Source organism: Brevibacterium sp. CSND-B09 (genome assembly GCF_052906525.1).
In genome coordinates this window covers 3,474,082-3,491,187 of record NZ_JBREGI010000001.1, presented here as the reverse complement: position 1 = coordinate 3,491,187, position 17,106 = coordinate 3,474,082, and the positions used below count along the sequence as shown (strand labels likewise).

Genomic DNA, 17,106 nt, shown 5'->3' with positions numbered 1-17,106 from the left:
TGGACTCGCCGAGGCGGCCCATCGTCACCGACCACCGCTGGTTCTCGGTCGGCTGAGGAAGATCGTCGCTCCAGGTCAGGTCCGTGGAACGATGCGGCAATGACGCCGCGGATCGGACTCATGGTGGACAACCTCGCTGTTGCAGCTCTCCTGGCCCTCTCCCCCATCCTCTTGGCCGGAATCCTTCTCATCGGATTCCGCTGGCCCGCGAAATACGCCATGCCTGTCGGACTGATAGCCGCGGCGCTCGTGGCGAACTTCGCGTGGAAGATCGAGTGGGTGACGATCGGCGCCTCGGTCGTCCAGGGCCTCCTCGTCGCGATCGGCCTGCTGTGGATCGTCTTCGGTGCGCTTCTGCTGTTGGCCACGATCACCCGGTCCGGGGCGATCGAAACGATCCGCGCCGGCTTCATCGCGATCTCCCCGGACCGGCGGGTGCAGGTCATCATCGTCGCCTGGCTCTTTGGCTCGTTCATCGAGGGCGCCGCCGGCTTCGGCACTCCGGCCGCCGTGGTCGCCCCGCTCATGCTGGCCCTCGGCTTCCCCGCGATCGCCGCGGTGCTCGCCGGTCTCATCATCCAGTCGACGCCGGTGAGCTTCGGCGCCGTCGGCACTCCGATGGTGCTGGGCATCGGCTCCGGGCTGGCGCAGGAGGACGGGTCGATGTCGGCCGACGTCGCCGAACGTGCCGGTCAGCTCGGACTCGGCCAGGCCGAATTCGTCGCTCACACCGCCACGCAGGTCGCGCTCATCCACGCCTGCTGCGGCATCCTCATCCCGCTGCTGCTCTCGTGCCTGATGACGGGATTCTTCGGTGCCAACCGGCGCTTCGCCGACGGCCTGGCCATCGCCCCGTTCGCGATCTACGCGGCCCTGGCGATGATCGTGCCCTACCTCATCGTGGCCAATGTGCTCGGGCCGGAGTTCCCGTCGCTGCTCGGCGGGCTCATCGGTCTCGCCATCGTCGTGACGACCTCGCGGATGGGCTTCCTCATGCCGAAGAAGACCTGGGACTTCGCACCGCGCGAGAAGTGGCCAGCCTTCTGGATGGGCACCGTCGACCCGAACAAGGAGAAGGCGCAGCTGACCAAGAAGATGTCGCTGCCCCGGGCGTGGTCGCCCTATCTCATCGTCGTCGCCCTGCTGCTCATCACCCGCAATGTGCCCGCGATCAAGGAGTTCCTCAACGGTCCGGCCGTGATCAAGATCGACAACATCTTCGGCACCCCGATCAGCCAGAACATGGATCTGCTGTGGTCGCCCGGCGCGATCTTCGTCCTCGCCTGCGGGCTGACGTACTTCATCCACCGGATGACGAAGAAGCAGATCGCAGGGTCGTGGCAGATCGCCGGTTCGCAGATCGCCGGCGCGGCCGTTGCCCTGCTGTGTTCCCTGCCGCTGGTTCGCGTGTTCATCAACTCCGGCGCCGACTACAACGGCGCCGGCTTGGAGTCGATGCCGGTCACCCTCGCCGAGGCGGCCGCCAGTTCCGTGGGCGACGCCTGGCCGCTGTTCGCCCCGTTCGTCGGTGCCCTGGGTGCCTTCGTGGCCGGATCGAACACCGTCTCGAACGTCATGTTCTCGCAGTTCCAGTTCTCCACCGGCACCGCGATCGGTGCCGCCAGCCCTGAGACCGTGGTCGCGGCTCAGGCGGTCGGCGGCGCCGCTGGAAATATGGTGGCCGTGCACAACGTCGTGGCCGCCTCGGCGACGGTGGGACTCATCGGTCGGGAGGGTGAGCTCATCCGTCGCACCTCGATCCCGATGCTCGTGTATTCGCTGGCCGCGGGTGCCCTGGCGTTCATCGGACTCAACGGGCTGGGCTTCAACGCGGGCACCGTCGTCCTCACTGCGATTGTCATCGGCCTCGCCGCCGTCGTGGTGATGATCCGCCGCTCGCCGGGCAAGCCTCTGCCGGGCCTTGAAGCAGGCGTCAGCGACCTTCGCACCTCCGACCCCGACGACGAACCGGAGCCCACCGCTCGCGCTTGACGCTCACGCCCGCGCGGATCGTCCCCGCACTTGACGCTTCCGCACGCGCGAATCGTCCCCCGCACCAGGTGTCATCGCCTTTTGAGTCGGGAGTCATCGCCTTTTGATCCACGCATCGGGTTCAAACGCGATGCGCCGATCAAAAGGCGATTCGCCCAGAACGCGACAACGCCCGCAGAGCCTCACGAGGAGGCATCTGCGGGCGTTCGCAGTTTCGTCGGGCAAGAGACCGACGACGGAGCCGCTCGAAAGCGGAGTCTCAGACGATGACGACCATGGGAACGATCATCGGCTTGCGGCGCAGCTTCGAGGACACCCAGCGGCCGATGGTGCGGCGCACCACCTGCTGGAGCTGGTACTGATCGGTGGTGCCGTCACGCAGGGCATCCTCGACGGCCTTCTGCACCTTCGGGACGATCGAGTCGAAGACGTCGTCGGACTCGGCCACACCGCGGGCGTGGATCTCGGGTCCGGCGATGAGCGACTTCGTCTGCGAGTTCACGGCCATGAAGATCGTCACGAAGCCCTCACCGGACAGGACGAGACGATCCTTGAGGTCCGCCTCGGTGATCTCACCGACCGACGAACCGTCGACGAAGACGTAGTTGCAGTCGACGGCGCCGACGACCTCGGCGTGACCGTCCTTGAGGTCGACGACCCAGCCGTCATCGGCCAGGACGATGTTGTTCGGGTCGACTCCGGTCGCCTCGGCGTGGCGAGCGTTGGCCAGCAGGTGGCGCCATTCGCCGTGGACGGGCATGACGCCGCGGGGCTTGACGATGTTGTAGCAGTAGAGCAGCTCGCCGCCGGAGGCGTGGCCGGACACGTGGATCTTCGCGTCGGCCTTCGAGATGACACGCGCGCCGAGCTTCATCAGGCCGTTGATGACCTTGAACACGGAGTTCTCGTTGCCGGGGATGAGCGAGGAGGCGAGGATGACGGTGTCGCCGTCGCCGACGTCGACGCGGTGGTTGCGGTTGGCCATCCGGGACAGGGCGGCCATCGGCTCACCCTGGGAGCCGGTGCACATGAGGACGATCTGGTCCTCGGGGTAGTCGTCGACCTTCTTGATGTCGATGAGCGTTCCCGCCGGCACGTTGAGGTAGCCGAGGTCTTCGGCGATCTTCATATTGCGCACCATGGAGCGGCCGACGAGGGCCACCTTGCGACCATGCGCGGTGGCGGCGTTGAGCACCTGCTGCACACGGTGGACGTGCGAGGAGAACGAGGCGACGATGATGCGACGTTCGGCGGTGCCGAAGAGGTTCTCGAGCACGGGCCCGATGTCCTTCTCCAGGGCGGTGAAGCCGGGAACCTCGGCGTTCGTCGAGTCCGTCATGAACAGGTCGACGCCCTCTTCGCCGAGGCGGGCGAAGGCGCGGAGGTCGGTGATGCGGCCGTCGAGCGGCAGCTGGTCCATCTTGAAGTCACCGGTGTGCAGGATGTTTCCGGCGCCGGTGCGGATGAACACGGCCAGGGCGTCGGGGATCGAGTGGTTGACGGCGACGAATTCGAGGTCGAAGGGACCGAGCTGGTCGACGTCGTCTTCCTTCACCACACGGGTGATGGGCTTGATGCGGTGCTCTTTGAGCTTGGCTTCGATGAGCGCGATCGTCAGCTGCGAACCGAGGATAGGGATGTCGCCCTTGCGGCGCAGCAGGTAGGGAACGGCGCCGATGTGGTCTTCGTGGCCGTGGGTGAGGACGAGGCCGATGATGTCATCGAGGCGGTCGTCGAGGTAGGAGAAGTCGGGGAGGATGAGGTCGACGCCGGGCTGGTCCTCTTCTGGGAAGAGCACACCGCAGTCGACGATGAGGAGTTTGCCGTGGTATTCGAAGACGGTCATATTGCGGCCGACTTCGCCGAGTCCGCCGAGCGCGACGATGCGGACGGCTTCTTTGTCCATCTTCGGCGGGAGGGACAGTTCTTGGGTCAATGCATTATTCACTGAGGTAACCACTCCTGGTCAATTGGGCGGCGACGAACGCCATCTGCTCCTCATCAGCTGGGAGCAGCGGCATACGCACGTCGCGGTTGTCGAGTATTCCTTGGGCCTGCAGAGCGGCCTTCGCCGAGATCACTCCCGGCATGTGGTTCATGAGCGCATCCACCACGTCCGCGGTGTCGCGGGAAAGGGTGCGTGCGGTGTTGAGGTCGTTGTTCGCCACTGCGGAGACCATGGCGGCGAACCGGTCCGAGCAGACATGTCCGGCCACGGACACGAGTCCGAGCGCGCCGAGGGACAGCAGCGGCAGGTTGAGGGCGTCCTCGCCGGAGTAGTACACGAGCGAGGAGTTGTTCATGACGAACGAGGAGGCGAAGAGGTCGCCCTTGGCGTCCTTGACCGCGAGGATGTTCGGGTGGTCCGAGAGTCGCAGCAGGGTGTCCGTGATGATCGGGGCACCGGCCCGGCCGGGAATGTCATAGAGCATAACCGGCAGGTCGGTGGAGTCGGCGGCCGCGCGCATATGGGCTTCGATCGCCGGTTGGGTCGGCTTCGAATAGTACGGGGTGACGAGCAAGATCCCGTCGGCTCCGGCATCGGCCGAACGGCGGGAGAGGTCGATGGTGTGTGCGGTGACGTTGTTGCCGGTGCCGGCGACGATCTTCGCCCGCTTGCCGATGACACCGCGGACGACGCGGATGAGTTCGACCTTCTCGTCGTCGGTCGTCGTCGGAGATTCGCCGGTGGTGCCGGAGACGACGAGCATGTCGTTGCCGAGCTCGACGAGGTGGTTCGCCACCTTCTCCACGGACGCATAGTCGATGCTGCCGTCGCGCTTGAATGGAGTCACCATTGCAGTGCCGACGGAACCGAACGCGTCAATGGCAGTCGCTGCTGCCTGGTCACCGAGAATCGCCATAGAACCAGGATAGCGCCCACGTCCTCTCATGAGTGCAGTGGTCCACCCGCGTTGCGGGTGTCGTTCGCCTCGCCTGCGGTGCCCGTGCGGTCACGTTGAGAGACGGATCACACCTGCAGCCGCTCGATCGTCTACTCTTGAGCCCTGCCCGCCACCGAAACAAAGGAGTTTTCGATGACCCGCACCCGCATCCGCGATTTCCATGACGATGACCTCGACGGAATCATCCGTCTCTTCGAAGCCGCCGTCCCGGAATCCGAGGCCGCTCCCCCGCTCTATCCGCTCTCCGAGGTGTTGGCCGCCTGCCAGCGCAATCAGGCCGTCGTGGCCGTCCGCGATGAGGAGATCGTCGGTGCCGCCGTCGGCCGCGCCGCACACGGTCAGGGAGTTCTCGTGTTCTTCCATGTCCTGGAGGCGGTGCGTGCCGATCCTGAGCAGGGCACCCGCGCCGAGGCGGGGCTGCTCGATGCGCTCGAACGCCGTCTCATGCCGCTGGGCTTGGGGAAGCTGTCGATGCTCATTCCCGCGGGGACGTCGGCCTGCGACGGTCTCGTGGCCAACGGTTTCGAGACCCGGTCCGGGCTGAAGTACGTCGAACGGCACCTGCCCGTCCAACGTCGTGAGCTCGACCGACTCAAAACGGTCGGGGGACGGATTCTGCCCCGCCACCTCTGGGATGGGGTGAGCGGGATGCAAGAGGAGAAGGACATGCTCGAGGATCGCCTCGTCGTGCCCTTGGCCGAACCGGATCTCGCCGATCATTTCGGGGTCGTGCCGCCTCGGGCGGTGATGCTCTTCGGTCCGCCGGGGACGGGGAAGACGACGTTCGCGAAGGCGGTGGCATCGCGGTTGGACTGGCCGTTCGTCGAGGTGTTCCCGTCGCGTCTGTCCGGTGAGCCCGGCGGTGTGGCCGCGGGTCTGCGCACGACGTTCGAGCAGATCAATGAGCTCGAACATGCTGTGGTGTTCATCGATGAGGTCGAGGAGATCGCGTCGAAGCGCGGAGGTGAGCCGCCGTCGCCGACGCAGGGGGTGACGAATGAGCTGCTCAAGCAGGTTGCGGAGTTCCGGGATCGGGAGGGTCGGCTGCTCATCTGTGCGACGAACTTCGTCCGTGCCCTCGATGCGGCGTTCCTGCGGCATGGGCGCTTCGACTATGTCATCCCCATCGGGCTGCCGGATGCCACCGCCAGGGAGGCGATCTGGTCGCGCTACATTCCCGAGCATACGATCGCCGGTGTCGATCTCGATGTGCTCGTCGATGCCAGTGACGGTCTGACCCCGGCCGATATCGAATACGCTGCCCGGCGTGCATCGCAGGAAGCTCTGGCGTCGTCGCTGCGACAGCAGCACGTCGATATCGCCTCCCGGTCTGATGTGCTTTCGACCGATGACTATCTCGAAGCGCTGCGGGCAACGCGGGCGACGGTGTCCGAGGAGACGGCCCGGGAGTTCGGTGAGGACGTGGAGACGATCGCCAGGCTGTGAGGCGGGCCGGGCTATGACCGGACCGGATTGTGCGGACCCGAATGCGTCGCAGCGGCGCCCGGACTCCCACCGCTCAACAGGCCGTCCGCAGTCGCGCCGAGGATGCGCGCCATCGTCGTCGGCTCGGGTCCCTGTCCGGCAACGGCGGCGAGGTCGAAGCCGTCGATGATGGCGATGAACGTATCGACCACCTCGGTGGCGGTGAGCCCGTAAAGAGTGAAATCTCCGGTCCTGATGCCGTCACCGATGATGCGTGAGAACAGGCTGCGCCAACCGGCGAAGACGGAATCGACACAGTCTTGCAGGCTCGTATGGGTGCGTGCCGCGGTGACGAGCTCGATCCAGATCCGCGACCTCTGGCCGTGATTGCCGACCTCGTGGACGGCGGTGAAGGCCGCGTGCAGACGGTACCGAGGCGACCCGGCTTCTGTCCCTTCGACCGTGTTCTTGCCATCAGGATTCGCCATGTCCGCGATGTCCTTGAGCACAGCATCGCTGTGGGCCGAGAACGCTGCGGCGAGCAGGGCATCACGTGACCCGAAGTAGTACTGCACCGTCCCGACCGACATGCCGACCGCTTTCGCCACGTCGGCCATGCGCACAGCCGTGGGGCCTCGGTCGACGATCTGGTCGAGGGTGGCCGCGATGATCGCCGCCTTCTTCGCCTCGGTTTCGGCGGCAGGTTGGGCCGGTCGTGGGCTCACGCCGTGACCGGTGTTCGTCGTTCGGCCAGAGCGGTGGCCGCGGTCAGCCCTTCGTACACGGCCTCTTCGACCGTACGCGGGGCCATGGCGTCACCGATCACCGTCACCGGGGCGGCCCCGAAGTCGAGGTCGACCGGAACAGAACGTGGTGCTCCGGAGACGATCGTCGCGGCGACATCGTCGACCTCGTGGACGACCTCGCAGAGTGTGGATTGCAGGTACCCGGTGTCAACATCGACTCCGACGAGGCGCACGTCGTTGACGAATTGCACCCGACCGGTCCGCAGCGCTTGGGACACGAGCAGGGTGCGCGTGTACTGCTGGATCGCGGCACCGGCGAAGTTCGCCGCCGTCGCCAAGCTCACGTGTCGCCCGGCCTCGGCCAGCCGCAGGGCGATGCCGAGTCCGATCCAATCGCCCTTCCAGTCCGTGACGAGCACGCGGCCTGGCGGCAGGTCCGGGGACTCCCGCAGATAGTCGCGGGCACCGATGACGAATGCGTCGTCGGCGATCTCGAGGGCGGGCATGCGCTGTTCGGCTCCCGTGGCGATGATGACGTGGTCGGGGGCCACCTCGGTGATGAGGTTCCGGGTGGCCGGTACGGAGGTGCGGATGTCGACGCCGGCGCGGGCTGCCTCGGCGGTAAGGTTCGTCGCCGCTCCCCCGAATTCGGATCGATACGGCAGTTCCTGAGCCAGCAGCACCGCCCCGCCGAGGTGGGGATCCTTCTCGCACAGGACGACGTCATCGCCCTGTTCGGCGGCGACCGCGGCGGCCTTGAGTCCGGCCGGTCCCCCACCGATGACGAGGACTCGGCCGCGGGAGCGCACCGTCGGTCGGGGAAGGAAGGTGAGTTCCCTGCCGGATTCGGGGTATTGGATGCACGAGATCGGTACGCCCTGTTGGAAGTGGCCGATGCAGGCTTGGTTGCAGCCGATGCAGGCGCGGATCTCGTCGACTTTGTCGGATTTGGACTTGTTCGCGATTTCGGGGTCGCAGATCATCGCACGGGTCATGATCGCCATATCGGTGCGGCCCTCGGCGATCGCGGCTTCGGCTTCGTGGGGTTGGTTGATGCGGCCGGCGACCATGACGGTCTTGGCGGTGATCTTCTTGACCTGCTCGGACAGGTTCGCGGCGTAACCGGGGTCGATCTGCATCGAGGGCACGATGTGGACGGCGCCCTGCAGAGTGGAGGAATCGCCGGCGGTGATCGAGAAGTAGTCGAGGCAGTCGACACCGTCGGCGGTCAGGGAGTCGAGGTGTTCGATGAGGTCGAGGATCTCGGTGGCGACGAGGCCGTCCTCGGTCTTCTCCTCACCGGAGATCCGCACGCCCACCACGACATCAGGACCGACTGACTGACGGACGGTCTGGGCCACCTCGGTGAGGAAACGGCGACGGTTCTCCTGGCTGCCGCCGTAGTCGTCGGTGCGGGTGTTGACGGCGGGGTTGAAGAATTGGATGGGCAGGTAGCCGTGGCTAGCGACGATCTCGACGCCGTCGATTCCGGAGTCGGCGATGCGTTTCGCGGCATGTCCGTAGCCGGCGATGATGTCTCTGACCTCAGCGGTGGTCAGAGTCTCGGGGACGACTTTGAAGCGTTCCTGCGGTTCGTCGCTCGGGGCCTTAGCCCGGGGTGCCATGCCGCGCTCGCCGTCCATGACTTCGCGGCCGGGGTGGAAGAGCTGGGCGAAGATCGTGGCTCCGTGGCGGTGGACCGCCTCGGCGACGTTTTGGTAACCCGGGACGGAGGATTCATCGGTGGCCATGAGGACGTGGCTGGTGTAGCGGGCGGTTTCGTGGACGCCTGAGACCTGGAGGACGATAAGTCCGGCTCCGCCCTTCGCGCGGGCCTCATGGTAGGCAACGAGGTCGTCGCCGATGTGGCCGTGATCGTCGAGGACGGTGTCATGGCCGGAGGAGACGATGCGGTTGCGGATCGTTGTGGAGCCGATGGTGATGGGTTCGAAGAGGTGCGGGAACAACTGAGACATGATCGTCCTTGATCAGATCGTCGGGTGGGACTGGGTGGCTGCCTCTCGATGGGGCTGCCTCAGTTATTCATATCACCGTATGACGAACGGCGGCAAGGGTTGGCTCCCGAGGTGTCGATCGCCGGTGGGGGGGGTGCGATTGCTGTTGGGCGGAACCGTCAGTCAGAGCTCGTTGCCCGACACTGCGAAGGTGTCGCAGCTGTTCAGGCCCTCGTTGTATCCGGTGGTGAACCATTTCTGGCGCTGCTTGCTCGAGCCGTGGGTGAAGGATTCCGGGTTGACAAAGCCGGACTGCTCCTGGATGTGATCATCGCCGACGACGAAGGCCGCGTTGAGAGCGTCGTCGAGCTGTTCTTTGGAGGGCTCTTCGAGATACGGAGTGCCGTTGTCGTCGGTGAGAGTGGTGACCTTGCCCAGCCAGGCACCGGCGTAGCAGTCGGCTTGGAGTTCGGTGCGCACGCCGTTGCTCTCCGGACCCGTGCCGTTGTTCGGGTGCTCGCTCATCACGCCCGTGATGTTCTGGATGTGGTGGCCCCATTCGTGGCCGACGATATAGAGCTGGGCGAGTTCATCGGCCGAGGCACCGTACTGCTGGCGCAGAATGTCGAAGAAGCTCGGGTCGATGTAGACGCCCTGATCGGCTGGGCAGTAGAAGGGTCCGACCTGGTTCGATGCGGTCCCGCAGCCGGTCGAGGTCTGACCGTCGACCAGTGTCATCGCCGGCGGTTCGTAGCCGTCGACCTGCTGTGCCCAGTAGTCGTCGAGGACGACCTGCGCGCCAGCCATTCGGCAGTCGATGTTCGTGTTCGCGTCCTCGCCCGTATCGCACTGGGACATGCTCGTCCCGCTCGACTGGTTCTGGCCGCCGTCGTCCGGGGTGATGCCGCCCATCAGTCCGGTGACATCAACGCCGAGCAGCGGTCCGATGAGGAAGACGAGCAGGCCGACGATGCCCACGCCGCCGCCCCCGACGATCGCGGTGTTGCGACCGCGTTTGCTCGTCCTGTTGCCGCTGATATCGGCGTTCGGGTTGAAGGTCATGGCATAAAGATACCCCGGGAGCGTACGCGGGAGGGCGCGCAGAAGTGAAGTCGTGTGAGAATCGTTCCATGAGCTCTCACCCGGCGGAACCTCACCGAGCGCACGACGCGGACTCCACCGCCACCTCGGCGAGGGTTGCCCGTCGGCTCAGCCCCGATGGTCGGCTCGTCGGACTCGATGTCGCCCGCGGGATCGCGCTCTTGGCGATGATGGTCACGCACATCTTCGCGCTCGGCGACGAGACGGGGATGCCGACCTGGGCGGCGGTCTTCGCCGGGCGCGCCTCGGCGCTGTTCGCAGTCCTCGCCGGCTGTTCTCTGGTGCTCTCGACCCGATCGCGGATGGCGGTGTCGGGGCGGTTGCGCGATGCGGCACCGAGCGTGCTCATCCGGGCGGCGGCCATCGTCCTCATCGGGCTCTGCCTCGGGTCGATCTCCGGACTGCTCGCGGTCATCCTCGTCAACTACGGGATCATGTTCGCCCTCGCCCTGTTCTTCCTGCGGCTGCGCGCGGGGGCGCTGTTCACGATCGCCGGGGTCTGGATGGTCGTCTCCCCCGTTGTGTCGATGTGGGTGCGTTCGACGTTCCTCCTCGAACCGAGCTACCTGCCGATGGGCTTCTTCGACTTCGCGACGCCGGGGACGATGCTCACCGATCTCTTCCTCACCGGCTATTACCCGGTGCTGCAGTGGCTGTCGTACATTCTGCTCGGCATGGCCGTGGCGAAGCTCGACATCGGGCGCCACCTGCTCGCACTGTTCACCACCGGACTCGGACTCTTCATCATCGGTCGCGGCGCCTCATGGATTCTGCTCAATGTCTTCGGCGGTGATGCCGCGCTCGTGGAGGTTGCGCAGATGTGGGGCACGGATCTCACGGCGGCCCTGTTCACCGGCAGCTACGGCGTGACTCCGGCGACGTCGTGGTGGTGGCTGGCGATCGCGGGACCGCATTCGGGGACGCCGTTCGATCTGCTCTCCACGGGTGGAACCGCGGTGATGACGATCGCTGCCTGCCAGGCCGCTGCAGTGCTCTTGGGTCGCCAGTCATGGGTGCTCGCACCGCTGTCGGCGCCGGGATCGATGCCGTTGAGCGTGTATTCGGCGCACGTCGTGCTGTTGGAGATCACGAGGTCTCAGATCGTCGGCGATCCGTTGGAGGAATCCGCAACTGCTGGCGAGCAGACTCTCGAGTTCGTCATCCACGCACTCACATTCGTGCTGCTGCCTCTGCTGTGGAAAGCATTTGTCAGCGCCCGCGGCCCGTTGGAAGGCGGAATCGCGGGCATCATCAGGGTGGCGTCGACGGGACCTAAGCGCCCTGCTTCTGACCTTCCCGGAAAAGGCTGATCGATTTGCGCATCGTGGCGCGCGCTCGTTTGCGGTCGCCGCTGGCATCGTAGGCGCACGAGAGCCGGAACCAGGACCGCCAATCCTCGGGTGCGGCCTCGGCTTCGGCCTGGTACTTCACGAATTCCCTGTCGGCGGCCTCGCGGATGATCTTCCCGCCCGGCGTCCTGGGCAGGTCGTCGACGGGCAGTCCGCCTTCCTCACCGAGGATGCGCGCGAGCTTCTCCGTACGGGCACCGAAGACGAGTTCGACGATGAGCGTCCACGCGCCGATGACGGGCAGGACGAACAGGGCGATACCCATGATCTTGGGGATCATCGCGGGTTCGCGGACGAGGATCCACGCCCGCTGTCCCATGAGGACGAAGTAGAAGACGAGGACGACGGAGACGATGATCGCTCCGATCTTGGCCTTCGACATCAGAGGTCGAGCATGTTCTCGAGGCCGTGGATGAGCCCCGTGTAATCGGCGATGGACCGCACGGCGGTGACGATGCCGGGCATGAACGCCGAGGTGGAGTGCGAATCCGTGCGGATGGTCAGGGCTTCGCCGTCGGAGCCGAAGAGGATCTCTTCGTGGGCGTTCATGCCCTGCTGACGGATGGCGTGGACGTGGATTCCGTCGATGACGGCACCGCGTGCACCCTGCGGATCGGACTCGGTGGAGTCGGGAACGGCTGGCAGTCCGGCGGCATTGCGGGCGGCGGCGATGCGCTGGGCCGTGTGGTTCGCCGTGCCGGACGGGGCGTCGAGTTTGCGGGTGTGGTGGATCTCGACGACTTCGGCCGAGTCGAAGTAGGGGGCCGCGAGTTCGGCGAAGCGCATGGCCAGGACGGCACCGATCGAGAAGTTCGGGGCGATGAGCACCGCGGTCTTCGGGTGGTCCTTGAGTGTGGCTTCGAGGCGGGCCAGACGGTCGTTGTCCCAGCCGGTGGTACCGACGACGGTGTCGATGCCGTTCTCGACGAGGAAGGTGACATTGTCCTCGGTGGATTTGGGCACGGTGAGTTCGACGGCGACGTCGATGTTCTGATCGATCAGGGTCTCCAGCGAATCGCCGCTGCCGAGTGCGGCGACGAGTTCGAGTCCTTCGGCGTCGTTGATCGCATCGACGGCGTGGGATCCCATCCGACCCTTGGCTCCGATGACGGCTACGCGAATGCTCATATGCTGTGACTCCTTGTGCGATGATCCCTGCGAGGTGTGCCGGTCGGGCCGAGGCGAAACGACCGGAACGATCTCCGCCAGTCAGTCTAGCGACCCTGAACGGGTCTCTTCACATCCAGTGACCATCCGAACACTCCCAATTACTACCTGACGGCGGCGCAGCAACCTGGCGTGGAGTGGTCCCCGAAAGTTGGACTGTGATCAACACAAACCAACTTGAAGGGACCACTCCATGCGTCAGGACTGTCTGATCACCAACGACCAAGCTCAAGCCGCGATCGAACTCTTTAGCCAGGGCCTGGGTTACGCCGCGACCGCTACGAAACTCGACGTCCATAAACCCACACTCAAACTCCTCCACGACCGGTGGTTAGTGCGTGGAACAATATGGGCCATGGAACCGTATCAACGCCGCCGCATCCCTAAAGAGACGAAGATCGCGACCGCGAAACGGTACTTAAACGGCGAACACAAAGTCGAACTCGCCAAGGAACTCGGCCTGGCATCATCGCGTCCCATCCTGGACTGGGCCAAGGAGTACCGGAACAAAGGCGAGGACGCCTTCACCCCCCGCAAAGCATCGGGTAAGGGGAAGACAGCTCGGATGCGGGCGATCGACAACGGGCAGGACCCGGATGCTGAACAGGTCCCGGCGAAGCCGGACGTGTTGGCGAAGAAGGCTCGTGTCGAGGACATCAGCCTGGCCGAGTACCGGCAGTTACAAGACCGACTGCTGCGGGCCGAAGCGGAGAACGCGTACTTAAAAAAACTGAAGGCCTTGAGGCAGAACGGGCAGCTGTAAAAGCACGCATTGTTGCCAGTCTCAAGGCGAACTACCCTCTGCCCGTGTTGCTGCAAATTGCGGGTTTGGCCCGGTCGACGTTCTTCTATCACCAGAAACGCTTCGGTCAGAAGCCTGACCCGTATGTGCAGGTGAGAGGCCGGATCCGGGAGATCTTCACCGGCAGCCGCGAATGCTACGGGCACCGCAAGATTTGGGCAGTCCTGGTCAAAGAAGGCATCACGATCGCGAAGAAGACTGTGCTGCGGTTGATGCAGGACATGGGCATCAAGACCAAGGTGCGCAGGAAGCGGTACAACTCCCACCGCGGCACGATCGGCCGCGTTGCCGGCAACGTCCTCAACCGGGAATTCACCGCAGATGAACCGAATGAGAAATGGGTTTCTGACGTCACGGAATTTCCTGTGGCGGATCAGAAACTGTACCTGTCGCCGATCATTGATCTCTTCGATACCAGTGTGGTGTCGTACTCGATGTCGATGTCACCGAACCTGGCGTTGACGAACGAGTCACTGACGAATGCGTGTCAGGGGCTGCGGCCGGGTCAGAAACCGTTGGTGCACACGGACCAGGGGTTTCAGTACCAGCACGTGTCGTGGGCGGCGATCCTGGCCAAACACGGTGCTACCCCGTCGATGTCGCGGAAGGGAAACTGTTGGGATAACGCGATGGCGGAGAATTTCTTCGGGCAGTTGAAGTCCGAGATGTTCTATCTGCAGAAATTCGACTCGATCGAGGACCTGAAGAAAGCGATCGATGAGTACATTCATTGGTATAACTTTGAGAGGATCTCGATGCGACTAGGCGGCCTTGCCCCGATGGAATATCGGACCAAGACCGCCACAGCCGAACAGCCGGCAACTGCTTCATGCTGACCCCACAGCAGTCCAACTATTGGGGACCACTCCAGCGCGAGGTTGCTGCGCCGCCGTCAGGTAGTTCTGGAGGGGACGACGCGGGGTCAACGAGGTGGGTCGAACGGTATGCGCGGTCCACGGTGCCGCGGGTCTCCACTCAGCCGAGCGCAGACCTCGGTGTCGTATCTGAAGCCGTCGTAAAGGAGTTTCTCTCGTTCGCGGCCTTCGACGATGAAACCCGCGTTCCTCGCGACTGCCGCCGAAGCCGGGTTGTTCACCCGGTAGCCGAGTTCGAGCCGGTAGATCCCGAGTTCGTCGTGGAGGAGGTCGACGAGGCTGCGCAGCGCTGCCGACACCAGGCCCTGGCCGCGTGCTTCGGCCACGGACCAATAGGAGATCCACGCGCTCGAGTGCCGGCGTTCGATCCCGGAGGCCATGACGTTTCCAAGGATTCGTCGCCCTGAACGGTCACCGTCATCAATGATCATCGCCCGAGCGCAGAGGTCACCGGCTGCCTCGGCGTCGGTGATGGTCTCCAGCCATGTCTGGGCACCACCGATCGTGCGGTCGTCGGGGATGTTGCTGAGCAGTGCGTCATCGGCCCGCTCATACACCTCAGCCAACGCCTCGGCATCACCCGAAGCGCCTGACTGCCAGGGTCGGAGAATTGCGCTCATCCGGCCACCTTATCCGCAGTCGCCGGTCCGCCAGCGCCCGCTCCGAGGTCTCAAACAACCTGACGGCGGCCCAGCAACCTCGCGCGAGGTTGCTGGGCCGCCGTCAGGTAGCAATTATGGGGTCTCAGCCGAGGAGGAGGCCCTTCGTCTGAGCGACTGCGCGGTCGAAGCGTGCGCCGGCGTCTGCCCAGTTGACGATGTTCCACCAAGCCTTGACGTAGTCGGGCTTGACGTTCTGGTAGTCGAGGTAGAAGGCGTGCTCCCACATGTCGAGCTGCAGAACCGGGGTGCCGCCGAGCTGGATGTCGGACTGCTGGTCCTTGAGCTGCTCGATGAAGAGGTTTCCGCCGAGCTGGTCGTAGACGAGGACGGCCCAGCCGGAGCCCTGGATCGTGGTGGCCGCGGTGGTGAAGTGCTCGCGGAACTTGTCGAACGAACCGAACTGGTCGTCGATGGCTGCGGCGAGTTCACCGACCGGCTTGTCTCCACCGTCCGGGGACATGTTGTTCCAGAAGATCGAGTGGTTGACGTGGCCGCCCAGGTTGAACGCGAGGTCGCGGGTCAGCTTCGGCACATTGGCGAGGTTGCCGGATTCGCGGGCTTCGGCCAGCTGCTCAACGGCGGTGTTGGCGCCCTTGACGTAGGTGGCGTGGTGCTTGTCGTGGTGCAGCTCCATGATGCGAGCCGAGATGTGCGGCTCAAGAGCGGAGTAGTCGTAGGGCAGTTCCGGAAGTGTGTACTGCTCAGCCATGAGATTCCTCCTGATCAGATTTGATGACCACCACATCGGTGGCTTCATTTCGACCCTATCCCAGGGTCTCATCTCGGACAACAAGGGGATCCGTCATCCTATTCCATATGACGCGCGGTGACGGGATCACTTCCCCGCCCGCGATTGCTTAAGACACCTCCGCCCGAGATCGCTCAAGGCACCTTCACCCGAGGTTGCGGGAGATGAGCAGCCGCATGATGTCCGAGGTGCCCTCCTCGATCTCCTCGAGCTTGGCATCGCGCATCCACTGCTCGACGGGATGCTCGCGCGAATACCCCCATCCGCCGAGGGTCTGCACGGCCGCCCAGGTGCAGAACATCGCCGTCTCCGAGGCGTTCAACTTCGCCATCGCCGCCGCGGCCGTCATCCGCTGCCGATCCACGACATCGCCGGCGTCGAGCATCCGCGCCGCATTGAGCACCTGCAGCCACGCCGCATCGATCCGCGAGGACATATCCGCCAGCCGGAACGCCACGGCCTGATGATCGATGATCTTCGTCCCGAACTGCGTGCGCTCCCGCGCATAGTCACGCGCATATTCGAAGGCCGCCCGAGCCGTGCCGAGCGCCGCGGCACCGAGCACCACCCGTGAGATGTCGAAGGTGCGCATGAGTCCGTAGAAGCCCTGCCCCTCCTCGCCGAGGCGGCCCGACGTGGGCACGAATGCGTCGGAGAAGAAGATCTCCCGACACACGATGGCTCGCTGTCCCATCTTCTTCATCGGTGCACCGAACTCCATCCCCTCGGTCTCCCTGGGCAGCAGGAATGCGCTGATTCCGCGAGAGCGACGGCTCGAGTCGGTCTTGGCGAAGACGACGTAGAAGTCGGCGAGCCCCGCGTTCGAGATCCAGGCTTTCTGCCCGTTGAGCACGTATCCACCGTCGACGGCATCCGCCCGGGTGATGATCGAAGCCGAGTCCGATCCGGATCCGGGTTCGGTCGTTGCCAGCGCCGTGATCTTCGGGTCTGCTCCAGTCAGCGGGCGCAGCCACTCCTCCTTCTGCTCCGGCGTGCCCAATGCGAGAATCGGGTCGGCGAAGAAGCCGTTCGAACACACGAAGTTCCCGATGCCCGGATCCCCGAAGCACAGCTGTTCCTGGACAAGGCACTGAGTGAAGACATCGGTGAATCCGCCGCCGCCGTATTCCTCGGGAATCATGAAGTCGGTGATCCCGAGCCGTGCTGCCGCCGCAAAGATGTCGACGGGCGATTCGGTGTCGGCCTCGTCGACGCGGCGACCGGCCGGGCGGATCGTGTCGTGGGCGAATCCGCGCACGAGGTCGAGGATGTCATGCTGTTCATCGCTCAGCGGCCAAGGTGTGTAGCTCATCAGTTCTCCTTCGAAGTGTCAGTGGAGGTCGGGCGCCTCATTGCGCCCGGCCGACGTCCCTCGTCC

General features: G+C 64.7%; 15 protein-coding genes. 5 read left to right on the top strand and 10 right to left on the bottom strand.

What is annotated here, in order from left to right; genetic code table 11:
- Positions 1–99: 99 nt before the first annotated feature.
- A complete protein-coding gene (locus tag ACU4IU_RS15640; RefSeq protein ID WP_139908406.1) occupies positions 100–1,992 on the top strand; it encodes an L-lactate permease in 1,893 nt (630 codons plus the stop codon).
- 259 nt (positions 1,993–2,251) lie between these two features.
- Here ACU4IU_RS15640 and ACU4IU_RS15635 read toward each other — a convergent pair whose 3' ends face one another.
- Both ACU4IU_RS15635 and dapA read right to left on the bottom strand, forming a co-directional pair.
- Positions 2,252–3,898: a ribonuclease J gene (locus tag ACU4IU_RS15635; RefSeq protein ID WP_259358734.1), complete on the bottom strand. Its 1,647-nt coding sequence runs from the start codon at positions 3,896–3,898 to the stop codon at positions 2,252–2,254.
- A 34-nt stretch (positions 3,899–3,932) separates the two neighbouring features.
- Complete coding sequence (gene dapA / locus ACU4IU_RS15630) at positions 3,933–4,856, bottom strand: 4-hydroxy-tetrahydrodipicolinate synthase (RefSeq protein ID WP_139468766.1); 924 nt, start codon at positions 4,854–4,856, stop codon at positions 3,933–3,935.
- Between the two features lie 174 nt (positions 4,857–5,030).
- Here dapA and ACU4IU_RS15625 point away from each other — a divergent pair, with 174 nt between their 5' ends.
- Entirely contained in the window at positions 5,031–6,344 is a 1,314-nt protein-coding gene (locus tag ACU4IU_RS15625) for an ATP-binding protein (protein WP_172174381.1), read from the top strand.
- An 11-nt stretch (positions 6,345–6,355) separates the two neighbouring features.
- Here ACU4IU_RS15625 and ACU4IU_RS15620 read toward each other — a convergent pair whose 3' ends face one another.
- The 3 genes from ACU4IU_RS15620 to ypfJ all read right to left on the bottom strand — a co-directional run bounded on the left by ACU4IU_RS15620 (position 6,356) and on the right by ypfJ (position 10,086).
- Positions 6,356–7,048: a TetR/AcrR family transcriptional regulator gene (locus ACU4IU_RS15620; RefSeq protein ID WP_446657230.1), complete on the bottom strand. Its 693-nt coding sequence runs from the start codon at positions 7,046–7,048 to the stop codon at positions 6,356–6,358.
- Complete coding sequence (locus tag ACU4IU_RS15615) at positions 7,045–9,045, bottom strand: oxidoreductase (RefSeq protein ID WP_446657229.1); 2,001 nt, start codon at positions 9,043–9,045, stop codon at positions 7,045–7,047. The genes ACU4IU_RS15620 and ACU4IU_RS15615 overlap by 4 nt, the downstream gene beginning before the upstream one ends.
- A 162-nt stretch (positions 9,046–9,207) precedes the next feature.
- Positions 9,208–10,086 (bottom strand): KPN_02809 family neutral zinc metallopeptidase, encoded by an 879-nt coding sequence (gene ypfJ, locus ACU4IU_RS15610; RefSeq protein WP_420095642.1) that lies wholly within the window; start codon positions 10,084–10,086, stop codon positions 9,208–9,210.
- A gap of 68 nt (positions 10,087–10,154) precedes the next feature.
- Here ypfJ and ACU4IU_RS15605 point away from each other — a divergent pair, with 68 nt between their 5' ends.
- Entirely contained in the window at positions 10,155–11,435 is a 1,281-nt protein-coding gene (locus tag ACU4IU_RS15605) for a heparan-alpha-glucosaminide N-acetyltransferase domain-containing protein (protein ID WP_446657228.1), read from the top strand.
- On the opposite strand, the gene ACU4IU_RS15600 is transcribed toward ACU4IU_RS15605, so the two are convergent.
- Together ACU4IU_RS15600 and dapB are read right to left on the bottom strand one after the other, a co-directional pair.
- The gene (locus ACU4IU_RS15600; protein WP_139908413.1) at positions 11,398–11,856 is read right to left on the bottom strand and encodes a tetratricopeptide repeat protein; all 459 of its coding nucleotides are present in this window, start codon (positions 11,854–11,856) and stop codon (positions 11,398–11,400) included. The genes ACU4IU_RS15605 and ACU4IU_RS15600 overlap by 38 nt on opposite strands.
- Complete coding sequence (gene dapB / locus ACU4IU_RS15595) at positions 11,856–12,602, bottom strand: 4-hydroxy-tetrahydrodipicolinate reductase (protein ID WP_446657227.1); 747 nt, start codon at positions 12,600–12,602, stop codon at positions 11,856–11,858. Before dapB ends, ACU4IU_RS15600 begins: the two co-directional genes overlap by 1 nt.
- Before the next feature lie 232 nt (positions 12,603–12,834).
- On the opposite strand from dapB, the gene ACU4IU_RS15590 reads away from it, so the two are divergent.
- The gene (locus tag ACU4IU_RS15590; protein ID WP_446656052.1) at positions 12,835–13,404 is read left to right on the top strand and encodes a helix-turn-helix domain-containing protein; all 570 of its coding nucleotides are present in this window, start codon (positions 12,835–12,837) and stop codon (positions 13,402–13,404) included.
- Between the two features lie 8 nt (positions 13,405–13,412).
- Entirely contained in the window at positions 13,413–14,279 is an 867-nt protein-coding gene (locus ACU4IU_RS15585) for an IS3 family transposase (RefSeq protein WP_446657578.1), read from the top strand.
- An 86-nt stretch (positions 14,280–14,365) separates the two neighbouring features.
- Here ACU4IU_RS15585 and ACU4IU_RS15580 read toward each other — a convergent pair whose 3' ends face one another.
- The 3 genes from ACU4IU_RS15580 to ACU4IU_RS15570 all read right to left on the bottom strand — a co-directional run bounded on the left by ACU4IU_RS15580 (position 14,366) and on the right by ACU4IU_RS15570 (position 17,040).
- Positions 14,366–14,938 carry a GNAT family N-acetyltransferase gene (locus ACU4IU_RS15580; protein WP_446657226.1) on the bottom strand — a complete coding sequence of 191 codons (573 nt, stop codon included), beginning with the start codon at positions 14,936–14,938 and terminating at the stop codon, positions 14,366–14,368.
- A 124-nt stretch (positions 14,939–15,062) separates the two neighbouring features.
- Positions 15,063–15,689 (bottom strand): superoxide dismutase, encoded by a 627-nt coding sequence (locus tag ACU4IU_RS15575; RefSeq protein WP_135539373.1) that lies wholly within the window; start codon positions 15,687–15,689, stop codon positions 15,063–15,065.
- Positions 15,690–15,873: 184 nt separating this feature from the next.
- Positions 15,874–17,040: an acyl-CoA dehydrogenase family protein gene (locus ACU4IU_RS15570; RefSeq protein ID WP_446657225.1), complete on the bottom strand. Its 1,167-nt coding sequence runs from the start codon at positions 17,038–17,040 to the stop codon at positions 15,874–15,876.
- Positions 17,041–17,106: the final 66 nt, after the last annotated feature.